Origin of the sequence: Saccharolobus solfataricus, assembly GCF_900079115.1 — an archaeon.
Classification (GTDB): domain Archaea; phylum Thermoproteota; class Thermoprotei_A; order Sulfolobales; family Sulfolobaceae; genus Saccharolobus; species Saccharolobus solfataricus.
The window spans coordinates 1,761,053-1,776,556 of the sequence record NZ_LT549890.1 but is presented as its reverse complement, the minus strand read 5'-3'; the positions used below and the strand labels follow the sequence as shown (position 1 = coordinate 1,776,556).

Annotated in this window: 18 protein-coding genes and 1 pseudogene; 7 read left to right on the top strand and 12 right to left on the bottom strand. The window is 35.7% G+C overall.

Going from position 1 to position 15,504, the window contains the following annotated elements:
* Positions 1 to 101: 101 nt before the first annotated feature.
* The gene (locus tag SSOP1_RS09520; protein ID WP_009990998.1) at positions 102 to 1,772 is read left to right on the top strand and encodes a thermopsin; all 1,671 of its coding nucleotides are present in this window, start codon (positions 102 to 104) and stop codon (positions 1,770 to 1,772) included.
* A gap of 6 nt (positions 1,773 to 1,778) precedes the next feature.
* Here SSOP1_RS09520 and SSOP1_RS09515 read toward each other — a convergent pair whose 3' ends face one another.
* The 3 genes from SSOP1_RS09515 to SSOP1_RS16525 form a co-directional block, all read right to left on the bottom strand.
* Entirely contained in the window at positions 1,779 to 2,651 is an 873-nt protein-coding gene (locus SSOP1_RS09515; protein WP_009991000.1) for a metal-dependent hydrolase, read from the bottom strand.
* A 409-nt stretch (positions 2,652 to 3,060) separates the two neighbouring features.
* Positions 3,061 to 3,405 carry a nucleotidyltransferase domain-containing protein gene (locus SSOP1_RS09510; protein WP_009991002.1) on the bottom strand — a complete coding sequence of 115 codons (345 nt, stop codon included), beginning with the start codon at positions 3,403 to 3,405 and terminating at the stop codon, positions 3,061 to 3,063.
* Complete coding sequence (locus SSOP1_RS16525) at positions 3,389 to 3,523, bottom strand: HEPN domain-containing protein (protein WP_269454401.1); 135 nt, start codon at positions 3,521 to 3,523, stop codon at positions 3,389 to 3,391. Before SSOP1_RS16525 ends, SSOP1_RS09510 begins: the two co-directional genes overlap by 17 nt.
* Before the next feature lie 127 nt (positions 3,524 to 3,650).
* Between SSOP1_RS16525 and SSOP1_RS09505 the strand changes: the two genes are divergently transcribed.
* Positions 3,651 to 4,610 (top strand): IS5-like element ISC1234 family transposase, encoded by a 960-nt coding sequence (locus tag SSOP1_RS09505; RefSeq protein WP_010923364.1) that lies wholly within the window; start codon positions 3,651 to 3,653, stop codon positions 4,608 to 4,610.
* A gap of 154 nt (positions 4,611 to 4,764) precedes the next feature.
* On the opposite strand, the gene SSOP1_RS09500 is transcribed toward SSOP1_RS09505, so the two are convergent.
* Positions 4,765 to 5,040, bottom strand: coding sequence for a HEPN domain-containing protein (locus tag SSOP1_RS09500; protein ID WP_010923638.1), 276 nt, complete (start codon positions 5,038 to 5,040; stop codon positions 4,765 to 4,767).
* A 282-nt stretch (positions 5,041 to 5,322) separates the two neighbouring features.
* Here SSOP1_RS09500 and SSOP1_RS09495 point away from each other — a divergent pair.
* A pseudogene (locus SSOP1_RS09495) lies at positions 5,323 to 5,779 on the top strand (IS607 family transposase); the annotation flags it as partial.
* Between the two features lie 75 nt (positions 5,780 to 5,854).
* Here SSOP1_RS09495 and SSOP1_RS16520 read toward each other — a convergent pair.
* The 3 genes from SSOP1_RS16520 to SSOP1_RS09485 all read right to left on the bottom strand — a co-directional run bounded on the left by SSOP1_RS16520 (position 5,855) and on the right by SSOP1_RS09485 (position 7,175).
* Positions 5,855 to 6,025 (bottom strand): thiamine pyrophosphate-binding protein, encoded by a 171-nt coding sequence (locus tag SSOP1_RS16520; RefSeq protein ID WP_009991415.1) that lies wholly within the window; start codon positions 6,023 to 6,025, stop codon positions 5,855 to 5,857.
* A gap of 100 nt (positions 6,026 to 6,125) precedes the next feature.
* Positions 6,126 to 6,647: a TQO small subunit DoxA domain-containing protein gene (locus SSOP1_RS09490; protein ID WP_009991416.1), complete on the bottom strand. Its 522-nt coding sequence runs from the start codon at positions 6,645 to 6,647 to the stop codon at positions 6,126 to 6,128.
* 6 nt (positions 6,648 to 6,653) lie between these two features.
* On the bottom strand, positions 6,654 to 7,175 hold the full coding sequence (locus tag SSOP1_RS09485) for a DoxD domain-containing protein (RefSeq protein ID WP_009991418.1): 522 nt from the start codon (positions 7,173 to 7,175) through the stop codon (positions 6,654 to 6,656).
* A 416-nt stretch (positions 7,176 to 7,591) separates the two neighbouring features.
* Between SSOP1_RS09485 and SSOP1_RS09480 the strand changes: the two genes are divergently transcribed.
* Positions 7,592 to 8,416 (top strand): DMT family transporter, encoded by an 825-nt coding sequence (locus SSOP1_RS09480; protein ID WP_009991420.1) that lies wholly within the window; start codon positions 7,592 to 7,594, stop codon positions 8,414 to 8,416.
* Here the strand turns inward: SSOP1_RS09480 and SSOP1_RS09475 are convergent.
* From SSOP1_RS09475 to SSOP1_RS09465, 3 genes are all read right to left on the bottom strand, one after another.
* Positions 8,378 to 10,375 (bottom strand): DEAD/DEAH box helicase, encoded by a 1,998-nt coding sequence (locus SSOP1_RS09475; protein WP_009991421.1) that lies wholly within the window; start codon positions 10,373 to 10,375, stop codon positions 8,378 to 8,380. The genes SSOP1_RS09480 and SSOP1_RS09475 overlap by 39 nt on opposite strands.
* A 229-nt stretch (positions 10,376 to 10,604) precedes the next feature.
* The gene (locus SSOP1_RS09470; protein ID WP_009991422.1) at positions 10,605 to 11,705 is read right to left on the bottom strand and encodes a hypothetical protein; all 1,101 of its coding nucleotides are present in this window, start codon (positions 11,703 to 11,705) and stop codon (positions 10,605 to 10,607) included.
* 386 nt (positions 11,706 to 12,091) lie between these two features.
* Positions 12,092 to 12,451: a DUF1059 domain-containing protein gene (locus SSOP1_RS09465; RefSeq protein ID WP_009991423.1), complete on the bottom strand. Its 360-nt coding sequence runs from the start codon at positions 12,449 to 12,451 to the stop codon at positions 12,092 to 12,094.
* Between the two features lie 93 nt (positions 12,452 to 12,544).
* Here SSOP1_RS09465 and SSOP1_RS09460 point away from each other — a divergent pair, with 93 nt between their 5' ends.
* The 3 genes from SSOP1_RS09460 (at position 12,545) to SSOP1_RS09450 (ending at position 14,131) form a co-directional block, all read left to right on the top strand.
* Positions 12,545 to 12,748 carry a DUF1059 domain-containing protein gene (locus SSOP1_RS09460; protein ID WP_009991424.1) on the top strand — a complete coding sequence of 68 codons (204 nt, stop codon included), beginning with the start codon at positions 12,545 to 12,547 and terminating at the stop codon, positions 12,746 to 12,748.
* A 7-nt stretch (positions 12,749 to 12,755) separates the two neighbouring features.
* The gene (locus SSOP1_RS09455; protein WP_010923635.1) at positions 12,756 to 13,526 is read left to right on the top strand and encodes a winged helix-turn-helix transcriptional regulator; all 771 of its coding nucleotides are present in this window, start codon (positions 12,756 to 12,758) and stop codon (positions 13,524 to 13,526) included.
* Between the two features lie 77 nt (positions 13,527 to 13,603).
* Entirely contained in the window at positions 13,604 to 14,131 is a 528-nt protein-coding gene (locus SSOP1_RS09450) for a hypothetical protein (RefSeq protein ID WP_009992688.1), read from the top strand.
* A gap of 173 nt (positions 14,132 to 14,304) precedes the next feature.
* Here SSOP1_RS09450 and SSOP1_RS09445 read toward each other — a convergent pair whose 3' ends face one another.
* The gene (locus SSOP1_RS09445; RefSeq protein ID WP_009992687.1) at positions 14,305 to 14,685 is read right to left on the bottom strand and encodes a vitamin K epoxide reductase family protein; all 381 of its coding nucleotides are present in this window, start codon (positions 14,683 to 14,685) and stop codon (positions 14,305 to 14,307) included.
* Positions 14,682 to 15,497 carry a DUF929 domain-containing protein gene (locus tag SSOP1_RS09440; RefSeq protein WP_010923634.1) on the bottom strand — a complete coding sequence of 272 codons (816 nt, stop codon included), beginning with the start codon at positions 15,495 to 15,497 and terminating at the stop codon, positions 14,682 to 14,684. Before SSOP1_RS09440 ends, SSOP1_RS09445 begins: the two co-directional genes overlap by 4 nt.
* Positions 15,498 to 15,504: the final 7 nt, after the last annotated feature.

The window sequence follows — 15,504 nt, the reverse complement described above, 5'->3', positions numbered from 1 at the left end:
ATTAGTGTTATACAATATCGTTTTAATGAGACAAATTGAACAAATCAACAAAGTACAATTTAGGAAAACGTTTTTATTTTTAAAAATTCATTTTCCCTTTCGTGCTAAAGCATATAGTGTTAGTCCTTCTTTTGCTCTTATTAACACCGTTAGTTGCCATTTCATTTCCAACTGGAGTAGTAGCTTATAATGGTCCTATATGTACAAATGAAGTACTAGGTTATGCAAATATATCATCGCTGTTGGCTTATAACACTTCTGCATCACAGCTTGGAGTTCCGCCTTATGGCGCTTCGCTTCAATTAAACGTTATGTTAGAAGTAAATACTAGCGGTGGAGAATACTATTTCTGGTTACAAAATGTAGCTGATTTCATTACAAATGAGAGTAAGGTATTCTTTGGCGACAATATTTGGAACTCGACTACTCCCTTTGCTGGAATAAACAATATAGTTGGCAAAGGTGAAATATACTCTACTTCAGACTTTTTCTCTCATTCCTCATACTACGCTTATGGGACTTATTATATTAAATATAATTTCCCCTTTTCGTTCTACCTTATAATAAATGAGAGCTATGATACTCAAGGAGTATATGTTAGTTTCGGTTATGTTATTCTTCAAAACGGAAATATAAGTCCACCTAACCCAATATTTTACGATACGGTCTTCATTCCAATTCAAAATTTATCATTTGCTTCAATTATAATAGCTAATCAAACCACCCCCAGCGCGAATTTTGGTATTGTTACATATCTGGGAAATTATTTAGATGCTGAGTTAGTATGGGGAGGATTTGGGAATGGTGAAAGCACAACTTTCTTAAACATGTCTTCTTACTTAGCATTACTCTATATGAAAAGTGGCGAATGGGTTCCATTTTCACAAGTATACAATTACGGAAGTGATACCGCAGAATCCACTAATAATTTGCAAGTTTTGATAGGTAAAAACGGTGATGCTTACGTTACAATAGGCAGACAGAACCCTGGTCTATTGACTACAAAATTTAACCCTTCATATCCAAGTTTCCTATACTTAAACATTAGTAGCAAAATACCATTTCTACTAAATAAAAGCCTTTCACATGCATTCTCCGGCTACGTTACCACCCAAATTAAATTAGGATTCTTTAAGAACTATTCAATTAACTCATCGTCATTTGCAGTGCTTAATGGAAACTATCCCAGCCTAATAGAACCTAACGTTAGTTGGTTTAAGGTTTTGAATATTATTCCCAATTATACATATTACTATCTGGTGAAAGTAAACTCACAAATTCCAGTTATTGCCAATGTGAATGGTAAACAAATAACTTTGAACAGTACAGATTGGTTTGCTCAAGGCACTCAAATCAGCATACTCAATTATACATATTACAACGGTAGCAATGAGAGGTACATAATATCATCAATTTTACCGTCATCGTCATTCAACGTTAGTCTACCTTTAAACATAACCTTAAGCACAATAAAACAATATCGGGTTTTAGTAGACTCCAATCTACCCGTATATTTAAATGGTGAAAGAGTGAATGGAAGTGTATGGATTAACGCGGGTTCCTCCATTCAATTAAGTGCTAACGTTCCCTTTTACGAAAAGGGCATATTTACGGGGACTTATAACGTAACACCAGGGAGCATTATAACGGTAAATGGGCCAATAGTTGAGACCTTAATATTATCCATCAATACTGAACTAATGGGTATAGTGGCAGTAATAGTAATAGCAGTAGTAGCAATTGCCATATTGGTATTGAGGCGAAGAAGATGATAAAAATCATAACGTAATTTTTTTGAATCTAATTCTTACATGGATATAGGCTAAAGATAGACCGATAAGCATTGAGACAATTATAAGCAATGATGTATTAAGGTTTATTATAGGCTTCATTGGTGAATATAGATATAAACCTTGAAATATAATGAGTGATAGACCGAAAGTCATCACTCCAATGATTACATATTTCATCTTATTGTTAAGATTCCGAAACTGTAATCTCCTCCTCCACAATTCTCCCGTAGCGTAAAACAGCACTATTCCAATATCAATAAAAACATACTTTACGAAAACGGTGTATAGAAACGTCTCCCACCATGTAATTAGATTATTCAATTCATACAATTGAATGAAAATAAAGGAGGAATAAAATATCATCCAATCAACTAGTCTACTGTTTTTAAAAGGACCATAAATTCTTATCCAAGGCATTTTGACAACGACTTTCAATCCAGGGTCGGCTGTCTTATTTATAATTCTCACGGGGTCTTCGAGATACCACATCATCCCTTTACTTTGCCTTATGTTTCCATCATAGTCCAGCTCAAAGTTCTTAACAAGTCTACCTAAAGGGAAAAATAATTCTACACCCCTATCTGTAGGTGAGGTGAGTAGATCCAAGGCTATATGAAGAAATATTCCCAATCCTAAGTATAGGTTGAAATAAGTTACTGCTAATGCGAAAAAGATATTGTGGAAGAGAGCTCTGTGTAACTGATATTTAGCAAATATTTTCCTCTTAGTGAACACGTATTCCCTATCTAAGTCAGGTATCGCTGCTCCTATCCCTACTAATACAGCTAAGGCTATATCATTGTGAAATAAAATTAAGCCAAACGCCAAGGCTAGTAGTATGTGACTGTTTAAATTCATATTAAATTGTTACCTTTTCTCGCCATAATAAATTTTATGGGAACATGAAATCAATTAATTCGTGGTTATAATCTTTGAACAATTAAATCTTTTTCCATTGAAAATTGAATAGTAAAAAGAAGAAAAGTTATCAAGTAAAAATTTAATGGGAGATTCAACTATCCATTGTGAATTCACTTTATTTCAAAGGTTGTTACGAAATTAACTAAATGAAGGCGACTAACTGGCAGAGAAACACAATTATCAATGCTAACATTTTTACAACTACATTATTTGTAAATTACAATTCGCAAAGGAGACCTGAATCGCCCGTAGAGTAGTTCACATTGTCTACAGAAGGTCATCTTTCACAAAAAATTAGCATAAGAAGATTAAGAACTAAGGTTGGTAATTTTTCGTAAGGCGATTTTCACATTATTTTTATCACTTTCTTTGATAACTCAAAAAATCTTTTAGCTCCCTCTTCATCTTCTATATGAATTTCAACTGGTGCATCAAAGGGCAAACCATAGAAGTCCATAGCCCTTAAAAGAATTACCTCTCGTAACTTCTTTTTCTCTTTGCTATCGATTATTCTTTTTATTAGTATTAGTATATCAATATCGCTTAAAACCGTTATTCTATCTTCTGCAACACCACCTATTACATAAACTTCTGAGTCTGGTTCTAAATCTGCAGTGGCTTTTGCTATTTTTTCGGCGTATTCTCTCCATCTCCTTAAGTGAGAAAACCTAAACTTAACCCAACTTGACAACTTTTACAACCTCCTCTAGTGATTTTATTACATTCTCTGCAACTTGAATTAGTGATTTCAAGTCTTCACTTTCATATTCTAAATTACCGTATCTAGAATCTATATAAGCAGTTTCAATATCTATTAGTCTGTAATTGTGGACTAACTCGTGAGAGTGTCCGGAATGTAAAAAATTGAATTTTTATTGGCAAGAATAAATTGGTTTTTAGCATTATCTTGGATTAAATTGGAGTAACACTTAAGTTATGGGAGTAGAGGGTAGTACCATGGCAAGAACATTAAGACACATACCAAACCTGATGTACTACCCTCTTCCCCCAATAGAGGATATGCCGTGGAGGGAAAAATGGTTAACGGAGATCAAGCCCGTGCTGGACGCCATGGATTTGGAGAGGGTTCTGGGCGAGGGCGCGCTGGTTTACTTGAAGTTGTTAATCGTCATGGTGCTCTACTCTTGCTCCTATAGGGACGCGGTGAAAATGGTTAACGTGAACGTGGTCGTGGCCTGGTTCGTGGGGAGGAAGGTGGGGAAGAGCACGCTGCACGACTTCGTGGGCAGGTTGTACGGGGTGAGGAAGAAGTTGTTGGAGATTTCCTTCAAGCTTGAGGAGAAGTGCCTACCCAGTTACCTCCCTGCGAGCGCGCATCTCGTGGACTTCATGGCGTGGCTAGTGGACTCCTTCCTACTGGACTTACCTCCTGGGAAGAGGAGCGTGGAGACCTTTCGGGAGAAGGCGGAGCTGGAGAGGAGGGAAGGTAACCTGGAGAGGGCCAGGAAGCTGCTCTCCCTGGGGAGAACCAAGAGGAGGTTCGAGGGAAGGTGGACCAAGAAGAGAGGGGTCTCGCACTACGGGCTCAAGGCCATAGCCGTGATCTCCGTCTCCCTCTTCGTGAGGTCCATCACGGTGAAGCCGGCCAACTTCTCGGACAAGAGGTTCAAGTCACCGCTCAAGGGGATTAAGATCGCGGACAGGGGATTCTCTCCCTCCCCGACACAGCTCATAGCGCGGGAGAAGCCCTTCACTACCCTGAGGGCCCACGTGGAGTTCTTCGGCACCTACCTGAACGCGTTCTGGAGGCCCTACGGGACCACGACCTGGAGGAACGACGTCTTCCTTCACGTCCTGGGAGTGATCTACAACATCAAGATGTTCCTCGCGATCCAACGGAGGACTCCTCCAGGACGTAGAGCCGTTCAGCTCTGAGACGCGCCTCCTCGCGATCAAGCAACGCTATGCGCGATAGGTAAATCCTCTCGTCTTGATATTTTTCCATTATAAAGTTTTTCTCGGTGATCCAGGTCCTACCCTTCTGGCAATATTAATATTTATCATTCTGTTTATCTATTCGTTCAGATAATTACATTCCGGACACTCTCTCGTTTACCTTTTTTGCTAACTCCTCATATTCATTTTCCTTAAGTAGCTTTGAGAGGTAGCCAAGAAGTTCCCTTATTCCATGCCCTTCATATTCTTTTCCGAAAAGTTCGAAAATTACGGCCTTAATGTATAGTTGTAATGCTTGCTCTACATGAAATGAGCCTATATCGTAATATCCTTCATTAAGATCTCTTTTAGCTTCATCTAAAAAGCGTAATGCTCTCCTTTTAAACAATCTGACTCTATTTCCGCTCACAGTTATAAATAGGAAGGGAAGAAAATAAAAATAATGAGAAATCTCAGCAAAGTAGGTAATAGAACACTTACAAGCATCTAAACTTGATTTTGAACATGGTTTTTACGATATAGCATCAATATTAGCTGAAGAGGCACTCTACCTTTATCTAGTCACATTCCTTGGTATTTGGACTTTGATGGGCGTGGTCAACAATTTCAGATAAATCATAAGGTTTATATCATTTCGTCAAAAATTTTTATACAATTCTAAAGGCCAAAGGAAGTATGCTTAAGACTAGCCATATCCTATGCAACACTTAGGGAGTATGTGAACAAAGGATACATAAAACCGGTCATATTACAGAATGGAAAGTGGAGATTCAGAGAAGAAGACGTTGAAAAATTAATGGGAATAGTGAGAAGGAGAAAAATAGTACTCTACGCTAGAGTACCATCGAGCACACAGAAAGATGAGCTAGTGAACCAAGTAAAGTATTTAGAGGAACAAGTGAAAGAATACGACCTAGTAATTATAGACGTAGGTTCCGCGTTGAATATGAAAAGATAAGGGATTCCTAAAGCTTCTGAAAATGATATTAAACAACGAAGTATCACGAGTAATAATAGCACACCCAGACAGACTAGTTAGATTTGGTCTTGAAATACTTAAGGAGGTTTCTAAAGTACATAACTACGAAATAGTTGCGCTAAACAAGGAGGACAAGACATCAGAAGAACTAGTTGAAGACCTAATCTCATCCGCTAATGGGGAGGAGAGGGATGAACGTCCGTGACTCTGGTGAAGCTTAAGGGCTGAGGATTGATATTAAATATCATGAAATCCTATGAAATCCAAACCCCAAGTAATAGCCCTCAGCCATTCCTATTGAAATTCCATCTTGTAGTGCCAGATAATAGTTTAAATTCTTTGGCATATATTTTAGAAAGTTGAGCTGCGTGGTACCGGGATTTCCAAATATTTGTCTAATTTCTATCTCATTCATTAGCTTAAATAATGCATCTCCTACTCTTACTATAGTAAATAATGGGACCTAACTATTTAAAATTAATGGAAAAGAGGGGAAAGAGAGAAAAAGTAATTTGCTATGAATCTACCTTTACAGTAATCTGGAACTTATTCCCATACGCCGTTGACTGTCCATCAGCATCCCAAACTTTTATAATATAAGTCCCTGATGGTATTGGGTGAGGCAATTGTAAGATTATTGTAGAATTTTGCCCCAATGGTACTTCTATTCCAACACCATAATTTTCTATTTTGATCGGCTTAGATGGATGTAAAGGGAATTCGTTCTTTATATTATTGCTTGATAACATACCTAGTTGTTGGCCAGTCCATTGGTACAATACCGTACCGTTGGAATATAGAAGTTGGACTAATACTACGAAACCACCATAAGTATCTGGACCGGCAGTCCTAGCAACTTGTAGGAACAATGTACCATTTTCGTATAATCTAGTACCTACTAGAGAATAGGCTGGAGTTTTAGAGTAGTTGGTCAAATTTCCTAGTCCTTGAAAGTTTATCTGATATAGTCCTAATGTAACTCCGGTAGTAAATATTATCATAATAATTGCAACTAGTGTTATAATCTTGCCGTTCATCCTTTATCACCACAAGGGTATGTAGTATTTACCAATCTTGATTCCCTTCGACTTTTTAGCTAAGATATAGTCAATTGAAAGCCATCTACTTCCAGTGAAGACGAACATGAATGCTGCAGCACCTTCTACTGAGGCTATTTGCCATTCATCAACACAAGTTGAACCTAACCAACCAGCAGCTAAACCAATTCCCCAAGCCATTCCGGCTAGTACGAGCCCGGATAATCTAGTCAAAAATCCTATTATCATGAAAAGTCCGAAAATCGCTTCTATTGCGGTAAATAGTATTATAAAGTCGTAGAGTAAGCTAGGGTTTAACAGAATGCTTTCTAGCATTCCCTTTATTGGAGACCAAGCATGTGGCAAAAACGTTATTAATTTTCCTCCTACGTAGGCACTACTGTTTGGGTCAAGTTTTGCCGGTACGTTGATAGCTCTTCTAATGAAGGCTGAGAAGAACATTAATCCTAACGTTACTCTAAGCATGGGAAGAAACTTCTGGGTTTGTTCTATCGTGACTTGCGCCATAATTTATCATCATAAACTATATCTCATTATAAGTTTATAAAGTTAGCTAGCAATAAATGTTATACATTTCTTTTTTAAAAGTAGTATATACCATATAAATTAGCCTATCCTATAAAATAGCAAAGCATCGATTCTTTATTCATTTCTTATTCTGCTGAAAAGGTGGAGCAGTTCCGCCCTCATTATCACTGCAACAATCTATCTATCACATGTTATTATAAATGAAATCGACTGCTTTACTAATCTATTAGATTTTTCCACCAAATTGGGATTATTACCTCTCTTTCTTTTAACCCCAAAGGTCTGCAATTTAGTTTTAAAATGGCATCTATTAACTCTTTATGAAAAATCATTAATTTCAAAAAGCAAATTGAGACTTCAGTTTTTTAATCTTTAAATCTTTTCTGTTTTACCACATGCAGAGAACCACAATCTCGTTCCTTAGATGGATAGTTCCATTATCATTGTTCTGGGGATTTGCCTTCCCCTTAACTAAAATAATTGCATACTCGGCATCTCCCATGATTATTAGTGCATTTAGAATTGGGATAGCAGCAATTTTCTTTTTAATATTAGGTAGAGGACTATCAGTAGGTAAAAAGCAATTCATAAACGGTTTAATGAATTTCGCGTTCTTCCTAATCCTCATAAATCTAGGAATTGGATTATCTCCAGATCCGGGTTTGGTAGCAGTAATGATTTATACACAGCCGATATTCGTTCTAATAATTGAGAGATTACTGGGACATAAGATCACACCTAAAGGGATTGTCGGCGTACTTTTAGGAGTAGTGGGAGTGATATCTTCAGCAACTTTATCTTTTAACATTGGGTTAGTTTTCGGATTGCTGGCTGGGATACTGTGGGCTGGAGGTACCATTTATTATTCCAGAAATTTAGCTAAGGAAGATATTGTAAAACTTAACGCATTCATGACCTTAACCTCACTTCCCATAGTTCTAGCCTTTACTCCGATTGACTATTATTTCAGATTTAGTTTAGTTACACTATCCTTACTTTTACTATTGGCAATCCTAGCACAAATACTTGGGTTCTACTTCTGGTTTAATGGAGTTAGGGAATTGGGAACTGTTTATGCCAGTACTGGATCTTTATTAGTGCCAGTGATGGCTTATATTACTAGTTTCGCAGTATTGGGTGTAGCTCCTACGCTACCTCAAATAATTGGATCGTTAATAACACTATTTGGAGTTTACCTTACCATTACTAGTAGAAGTTAGTTTATAAAAATTAACCAAGCTATTATAGGCTATCACAAGAGAATTTAATTTAGCTAGCTTTTCATCTTTGAGGTCATAGTAATTTATTTGAACTTTAGGATTCACAGTAACTGAATCAACACTAGCTGAGATGAGGATTTGAGCCATAAGGCCGTTCCAAATTTTGCCCATAGTGACTTTAACACTATAATCTTTTCCCTCCAACTCCTTCTCGTACTCACTTTTCCTTCTACTTAACTCGTTAATTACCTCATCCAAATTACTGGAGAGAAATAACTTCATGAAAAGCCTAAGAGAACTTTTCTTATCCAATTTTATACTCCCTTTTTTCTTCCATAAAATCTCTCCAATTTTCTTATATTCACTATTACATAACCTCATGTAAGTCTCTCCAAAACCTATGTTACAATAACTCCCCAATAGGACTTGGCTAATTATCTTTCCCATCATCTCTTCATCGTAATAATATAACGCTTTACCATCCCTCAGTGTTCTGTCAACGTATTCGTCTATGTGAGACCTACTTTCATTTGATTCGAGGAGTGAGAGTAACGAGAGAGTTCTCTTTTTCGTATCATCTATCTGATTAATTAGGACTCTCCCTCCACTTTTGTTAATAATATCTATTACTCTAGCAACTGGCCCCTTATCTTCCCTCTTTTCAATAAGGTAGCTCACATCAACTCCCTCTAAGTAAAGATTCCTTAACGCCTCATCTAGATTATCGTATTCTGAAGTCTTTGGGGTCAACGTCACAACCAAATATTTTATAGCTGATTCTCCTTCCTCTTTCTCCTTTCCTCTTATTAACCTTCCCAATCGTTGATAGAACCTCAATGGGCTTTGAGGAACGTCTGTCATTATTAATAATTTAGCTTCGGGTATATCAATACCCTCCTCTCCCACAATCGTTGATATTAGAACGTCAATTTCCCCTTTTCTGAGATTTTGTACAACTTTCAGCCTCTCATATCTAGGTGAGTCTCCAGTTATTACTTTCACCTTCCCCAGATCAGAAATAGCCCTTTCGAATTCATATGCTGTTGACTTCCTGGAGGTAAATATTAGTACTGGTTTAAATTCATCAACCCTATAAATGTTTAAGACGCTCTTTAATGCTCTAGCTTTGTGGCTTAAATCCTTTGAATCGCAAATGGAATCAATGTAAGGACTCTCCTCTACTTTCCCAATCAATCTTCTATAACTTTCGCAGAAAGCCTCTTTGCCATAAGTGTAGAACGTGAGTTCTAAGAACTTGACCGTTTCCTTATTTCCTTTTATTAGTCCCTTGAAGAAGGCCTCGTAGACAGAATCCTCTAAGTTATTAAACTCTGAATCGAAAATATCAGCTATTGCCTTAGGAAGCTTAAAAGATGGATCTATTTTAGTGAGGCTCTTGAAATCATACGCTAAATACTCAGGTTGACCTAATAACTTAATTAATCGGGGATCTATAAGATACTTTTTATAAGAAGGTAGTAAGGCAGTAAAGCCTATTAAGAATTTAGGCTCTAAATTTACTAATACTTCCTCATATCTCGCGTCTCCAAAGGCATGATGTACTTCATCGACTATTATTGCATCTGCTCTATCTAGACATTTGGCTGTTGTAAATGGGGTTGACACTACTATTTTCTTGCCTTTCTCAAAGGACTCACAATCTCCCTCATACTCTACACCAACATCATCATCAAAGACCTCCCTCCAGAATCTATGGTACATCTGGTCGCAGAGAAGCCTAGTGGGTTCTAATACAATTATGTTGCTAACCTTATTAGTCAAATGATAGGCAACGGATAGTTCGATTAATGTCTTCCCGCTACCAGTGGGCATTGAAATAATAATGAATCTCTTTCTGTCCAGATTTTTCTCTATTTCTTCGCTGATGTACTTTTGATAAGGGTACGTTTCTACGCTAAGTTTCTCTCTGATTAACTTATTTAAGTCGTCAAATGTCACAATATAGATTTAATGTATTGAGGTGATAAAGTTAGCCATTTATCATTCCGCTTCTATAACCTTATTCTGTTAATTCATTATGGAGCGTAAGTACTCAGCTAAACTTCGCAATGCGTCTGACAGCTCCTCAATATTTAATATTATCGTTACAAGGTATCCATAAGGTGGATAACCCTTTACCTCTAATTAGGCTGAGAGTTGATTAAATATATAGAATAATCACAAACTTTCATTTTCTTATCATTTTGTAATACAATAGGCTTAAGATACCAGCTATTATTACAACAATTACAAATAACAATTTCATTGGATTTGCTCCTTCTCTTTGGTTTACGTTACTTTGATTAATGAACTCCATTACGCACTTACCGTTCTCCCTTATATACACGTTCTCAGAGGATGGGAGATAAAACGCCTTTCCCTTTATTCCATCCACTACAGTGTAATTGTTGAATTTCAATAATATTTGTTTTTTAGTGCTAAATGAATAATTAAAGTAATAAAATGGACTAATAATTAAGTTTCCCTTGAGAGGTATAGAGTCGGTGAAGAAATTTCCATCTGATAACCATAAACTACCCTTAGGAAAAGTGAAAATTGTGTTGTTAACAATTATCACGCTAAAATTATATAACATTTGGGTACTGGCATTACCATAGATCACCCAAACCTTCCCGTCGTAAAAATATGCGTAACCATTTGTAGCGCTCTCACCAGTATTTGAATACCCGCTATACGCTACCGGTGGAACGTACCAACTATTATCGTATCTGTAAAACTCTTGTATAGATACGTTAAAGCCTTTTACAAAATCAGCTGTAGCACCATTCCTAAACCCTACGATTACAGTCCCTGCGTCATATCCAGAATACACTACTCCTATATAATTCCCGTATAAAACATAAGTCCTATTCAAACTTGTACTGCAGTTTGAAAGATAAAATGTAATTACAAGCTTATCGCTACTATTTACCCATACTGTCGTTAAATTGAAAGTATTACCGACCACAAAACTATAGGAGAAAGTGTGATACGAACCATTATAGAAAACACTATTAACCCAATTGATCTCATATTGATTAGTTGCAGTTAAAATTAATGGAATAATAACGTTTTGAACTAAAATTTCGCTACCATTTAAATTAAGACATACGTTTTGTTGAATTGAAATAGGAGGAGATCCTGGTTGAAGAGAGATATTGTAAAGGGTGACTATAGCTTGTATCCCATTCATATTAACATATCCAAACTCATACCCATAGTCATATCCAGCGTTGACAATAGGAATTAAAATTATAAAGAGAAATAGAAAAAGAGTTATCACTTTCATAAGTAACATTTAGAAGTAATAAATTAATAAATTAAAATGTTCGTAGCGTAGTAGAATTTCTAATGGGTTCTCAAATATTTATATGGATATAAAGGACCATTATGAGCCACCTATAAGGTTATTGAGTGCTAATTCCCTACATACACTTATATACATGAAGTTATTGAAATGAAAATATAGAGGGTTAAGGATAGGCTAATCCTACTAGCTGTGAAGTTATAAAGACGGTAAAACTGCAAACCCGTGAACAATCCTAAAGGAACCTCTTGGTGTGGGGAAGAGGTCAGAATTAGTCTACTAAGGAGTAGATGCGCCTCCTATAATTATGAAAGCTTTTAAGGAGAAATCTAAAGTGAAGGGGAAAAATAAAAGGGGAAAAATTACCTTTACATTACTTTTATGTTTTGTTTTATCTTGTTTAACGTGTCTTGTGGAATAGATGACATGCCGTGTGACATCTTAGCGTGTACCGCTAATTCATCTAATAGTTCTTGCTCAGATTGGGCTCCCATGATTTCAAATCCACAGTTCATTCCTACGCTAGCACAACTGAAATAGTACTTCCCTACCTTTTTTATGTTTTGTTTTATCTTGTTTAATAGATCTGGTGGAATAGATGTAACTCCATGACTAGATTTAGCGTGAATCTTAAGCATTTCTAATAGCTCGTCCTCAGTCCCAGCATTTTTTATTTCAAAACCGCAATCCATCCCTACATCTTCACATTTGAATGTATATTTTGGCATATGTTATTATTTCAGTTTAAGTATATAAAAAAGCGTAAGAATTCTTCTAATTAACTGTTATATACTAATTCTACCTATTATATAATGATAAAAATGGTATTTGGTATAGGGAGGAAGAAAAAGTTTGCCTTCAGTTGTGGAAGTGTTGGTATGGATTGTGGCTTTGAAGTAAAAGGCGCGAGCTCGGAAGAGGAAGTACTAGAAATTTTAAAGATCCACGCTAAGGATGTTCATAACATGACAGAAATTTCAGATGATATAAAAAATAAGATAAAACAAAACATAAAGAAAGTGTGAAAAAGGCATGGACATTATTGATAAGAGAATCCTCTTTTACCTCTTAAAAGACGGAAGAATATCGCAAAGGAGAATCGCCTCGCTGTTAAATCTAACGCCAGCTAGTCTAAATTATAGATTTAAGAAACTTACGGATAGTGGGATTCTAAAGGGTTTTAAACTTTACGTCAATCCCAATTTCTTTGGGAAATATCAAATTTTCATAGCTTTTAAAAACTATAGCGATATAGATGCGGATTGGATATCGTTCAAACTGAAATGTCTTGAATGGCTAAACGTTTACGGAATATACGCTTCAGATAACACTGAATTGAAGGACAAAATTAGTTACATGACCAAAAATTTAGGAGACCCAGTATTGTCCTACTTCCCTGTGCAGTCTCTATTTAGGGCATCTAATTTAGATCAAAAAATAGTTGAAATACTAAAGATAGATCCTAGATTATCTTCCTCTGAGATTTCCAAGAAAATCAACGTTAATTCTAGAATCATTGAAAAGCACATAAGGTATTTAAGGCACAGGGGTTTAATTCTAGTAGCCCCACAGATAGATTTAGGTAAAACCGACATCATAATATTCTCAATTTTCTCTAAAAACATAGACGAGATATCAGTGGTATTGCAGGAATGTAAATTATGGCAATTCACTGACGGCTATGCCGGAATAACAGTATGTTATGCAGATAATATGGAGAGAGCCAGGAAATATATAGATCTAGCTAGGCAGATAGATAATACAGCAGATGTAATGATTATATATGATTACATGTTTCAGTAATATGTAATTTTAGTCTTAATAAGGCATTAAAAAGTTCCTAACACAAAAATTAAAGTAAGATTTTTATAGAAAAGCACATGGCATATAGGTGCTGCGAGACGACATTTGAAACAGAAAGAGATTTTAAAAAACATATAAGAAGCAAGTATTGGCACAGGATTAATCACTCAGACAGCCTAAACTTGAGAATAAGAAATGATGTCTTGTATAATATCTTGAGAAATCCGAAATTGTTATTCGGAATATCGAATGTAATTGTCCCAATTCAAGATAAGGCTATAGTATATTTACCATTAAGTAAAGATAAAACGGGACTAGTTTTAAAGCGAAGTATTGTGGGAAAGCTAGAAGGTCCGAAATTGAACATCGACCTTATTGAATACAAATTTACTTCAGATAAACTAATATATAATTTCGGATTTAAAGTAAGGAAAATAAACGAGGAAAACTCTCAATTGGTTATTTTATCTTCAATGATGGTTAATATAGGAATTCTTGGTAGACTATTACCAAGTGCAGTCATAAAAGAATTACAGAAAATGGTAACTCCACAAGTGTTTGTTGATAAGTACTTGTCTAAGAATATAAGTTCACTTAGCATATGATTTCATTATAAAACAGCGTGCATCTTTATTGATAAAAGATAAATTCTTTTTTTTATTTATTTATTTAATAAACATCAATTCTACTCACGGTATCAGATGAAGCGTAAAAGGCTAGCAGATTACGCATTATGGACTATCAGGTTTGTTAATCCCTTAAATTTCCATAATTTGTACTATGATCTGTGGAATATTATGAATCCTTGGATTAGGCAAGATAAGTGAGCTATCGTACAATATAGGCATATGTTCCCTATTAAAATTTCAGTATAAATTAGATAGATCGTAAAGACGCTGCCTACAATCCATAAATATTTTAGTTCCTCCGTAAACATTAATATCCACAAAATCAGCATAATTGAGAAGAAGATTGTTCCCAAGAGAGCATCAGGTATTCCTAGAAAGGTAGAGAATTGGCTAAATTCTACTTTGCTACAATTAACTAAGCTTGATATATTACAGTACATTAATGGTTTTTCCAACCTAGTTAATATAAATAAGTATAATGAATCTATCAACCCAATTAAAGAAAAACCTATACCAATCTTTTTAATCATAAATCATCACCACTGTTGATCCTTAGACTTGTACTCACATAAAATAGACTGCTATCACTATTAACACTAGCTTGCATAAAGTGAGAGCATACGTTGTAAGGCTTATATCCATCCACTTTACAAATCATTTGAGTTATTAAATTCGCCTCGGAGTAAATTTCTTTATAAACTAGGCTATTTGGGTTGTGAAGTTGATCTAAGACATATGTCCAGTTGTGTCCAGATAATAGGCCCGGATCTATACTTGTTCCTACTTTATAATAGTATCCTATTATCAAGAAGGGAATAGATAGATTTCCATAATTCTCCCACATGTTATATATTGGAGTCGGCACTTTGTCTAACGGTTGATAATTCCTATCTTGATATTCAATCCCATAGAATGATATATAGGGACTATTATATGTGGAGTTAGCGAAAGTGAAGGTAGGAGTATTGGGATATACATCAGTGGGACTTGAAACCATGTACTCCAAGTTCGAGAAATTGCCAAATCTAAGAAGAGCTATGATTAGAGCCCATCTCTCAGCTCCACAATAGGGGCACCACTCTGCACCAACATATATTATAGCAGGTTTACCATTAGATGAAAAGTTAAGTGGCAATACTTTAAAGTCATTTGTAGGTAATGCAGTTATATTATAACCTTGATTACTTATTTCCACTAACTGATTATATACATCACCCGCTATTGGTTTATCTATTAAGGGTGAACTAGTACTCCTAAGCTGTGATAATGCACTACCCGCTATTACAATAATTGCTATTATTACTATAGTAATCAAGAGGTATCTTGAGGTTTGCCTTCTCATAGAATAG

Excerpts from the sequence above, each read along its gene's own strand:
- SSOP1_RS09460 (WP_009991424.1), top strand. The coding sequence starts at position 12,545 with ATGGTATTTGGTATAGGGAGGAAGAAAAAGTTTGCCTTCAGTTGTGGA.
- SSOP1_RS09455 (WP_010923635.1), top strand. The coding sequence starts at position 12,756 with ATGGACATTATTGATAAGAGAATCCTCTTTTACCTCTTAAAAGACGGA.
- SSOP1_RS16520 (WP_009991415.1), bottom strand. The coding sequence starts at position 6,025 with ATGAATGAGATAGAAATTAGACAAATATTTGGAAATCCCGGTACCACG.
- SSOP1_RS09440 (WP_010923634.1), bottom strand. The coding sequence starts at position 15,497 with ATGAGAAGGCAAACCTCAAGATACCTCTTGATTACTATAGTAATAATA.
- SSOP1_RS09490 (WP_009991416.1), bottom strand. The coding sequence starts at position 6,647 with ATGAACGGCAAGATTATAACACTAGTTGCAATTATTATGATAATATTT.
- SSOP1_RS09505 (WP_010923364.1), top strand. The coding sequence starts at position 3,651 with ATGGGAGTAGAGGGTAGTACCATGGCAAGAACATTAAGACACATACCA.
- SSOP1_RS09465 (WP_009991423.1), bottom strand. The coding sequence starts at position 12,451 with ATGCCAAAATATACATTCAAATGTGAAGATGTAGGGATGGATTGCGGT.
- SSOP1_RS09445 (WP_009992687.1), bottom strand. The coding sequence starts at position 14,685 with ATGATTAAAAAGATTGGTATAGGTTTTTCTTTAATTGGGTTGATAGAT.
- SSOP1_RS09485 (WP_009991418.1), bottom strand. The coding sequence starts at position 7,175 with ATGGCGCAAGTCACGATAGAACAAACCCAGAAGTTTCTTCCCATGCTT.
- SSOP1_RS09470 (WP_009991422.1), bottom strand. The coding sequence starts at position 11,705 with ATGAAAGTGATAACTCTTTTTCTATTTCTCTTTATAATTTTAATTCCT.
- SSOP1_RS09450 (WP_009992688.1), top strand. The coding sequence starts at position 13,604 with ATGGCATATAGGTGCTGCGAGACGACATTTGAAACAGAAAGAGATTTT.
- SSOP1_RS09515 (WP_009991000.1), bottom strand. The coding sequence starts at position 2,651 with ATGAATTTAAACAGTCACATACTACTAGCCTTGGCGTTTGGCTTAATT.
- SSOP1_RS09480 (WP_009991420.1), top strand. The coding sequence starts at position 7,592 with ATGCAGAGAACCACAATCTCGTTCCTTAGATGGATAGTTCCATTATCA.